The organism is Nocardioides albidus (assembly GCF_006335005.1).
In the GTDB taxonomy this organism is placed as follows: domain Bacteria; phylum Actinomycetota; class Actinomycetes; order Propionibacteriales; family Nocardioidaceae; genus Nocardioides; species Nocardioides albidus.
The window spans coordinates 637,469-638,563 of record NZ_VDMP01000027.1 but is presented as its reverse complement, the minus strand read 5'-3'; the positions used below and the strand labels follow the sequence as shown (position 1 = coordinate 638,563).

Sequence of the window (1,095 nt, the reverse complement as noted above, 5' to 3'; positions counted from 1 at the left end):
GAACCATGAGCCACACGAGGAGTATTGCGCCGACTTACTCCCATTAGAACATGTGTTCGAAACAGGCGCAAGGCCCTGATCCCCGGAAAAGGAGGGTGCCGTCAGGTCGTCAATGCAGGACTGCGGCCAGGTCGACCGACACCACGCCGTGGTCGCCGACCTGGACGTCCGCGGCCGGATGGGCGGCATCGATGACGACGAGCGACTCCCACCAGCCGTCGACGTTCGCCTGGACCTCGACCGTGCGGGCGTCGATGTTGACGACCCAGAACTGGCCGATCCCTGCCTCGGCGTACTCCGGGCCCTTGCGGAGCAGGTCCTCGCTGGCCGTCGACGGAGAGAGCACCTCGACGACGAGGACCGGAGTCTGCCGAATCGGCACATCGTCGGGAGGTTCGTGGTCGAACACCGCCACATCGGGCAGCCGTTCGCGGTTCCGCGGCAGGGCGATGCTCACCGCCTCGTCGACGCAGCATCCGGGCAAGGCGAGCTCGAGCAGGTTCGCCACGCGTCGCGCGGCGCGCTGGTGCGAGCGCCGGGGTCCGGCGGGGCTCATGACGACGAGTCCGTCGACCCACTCCGCGCGCGGATGCTCGGGCAGCGCCTGGTAGTCCTCGTAGGACATGGGGATGCGCAGCAGGCTTTCCACGAGAGCTCCAGCGGGTTCGGCGGACACGTCGACTCCCCTTCCATGATGGACCCGGGTGCGGGTCATCTGGAAGCGAACCTCAGGATGCCGACGGAGCGGACCGCTCCTCCACCGGCACCCCCGGAGCCATCACGAACGGTGGTAGTTGGGGGCCTCGACGGTCATCTCGATGTCGTGGGGGTGGCTCTCCTTGAGCGAGGCGGAGGTGATCCGGATGAACCGGCCCTTCTCCTGCAGCTCGGGGATGGTGCGGGCGCCGACGTAGAACATCGACTGGGAGAGGCCGCCGAGGAGCTGGTGGGCGACGCCGGCGAGCGGGCCCTTGTAGGCGACGCGGCCCTCGATGCCCTCGGGGACGATCTTGTCGTCGCTGGCGACCTCGGCCTGGAAGTAGCGGTCCTTGGAGTAGGACTTCTTGCCGCGCGAGGACATCGCGCCGAGCGAGC

General features: G+C 68.1%; 2 protein-coding genes. Both read right to left on the bottom strand.

The features are described 5' to 3' along the window. Positions 1–109: 109 nt before the first annotated feature. Positions 110–649, bottom strand: coding sequence for a Uma2 family endonuclease (locus tag FHP29_RS21430; RefSeq protein WP_158296668.1), 540 nt, complete (start codon positions 647–649; stop codon positions 110–112). 129 nt (positions 650–778) lie between these two features. Beyond that, on the bottom strand, positions 779–1,095 hold a 317-nt coding region (locus FHP29_RS23050; RefSeq protein WP_240044654.1), incomplete at its 5' end, for an IMP dehydrogenase.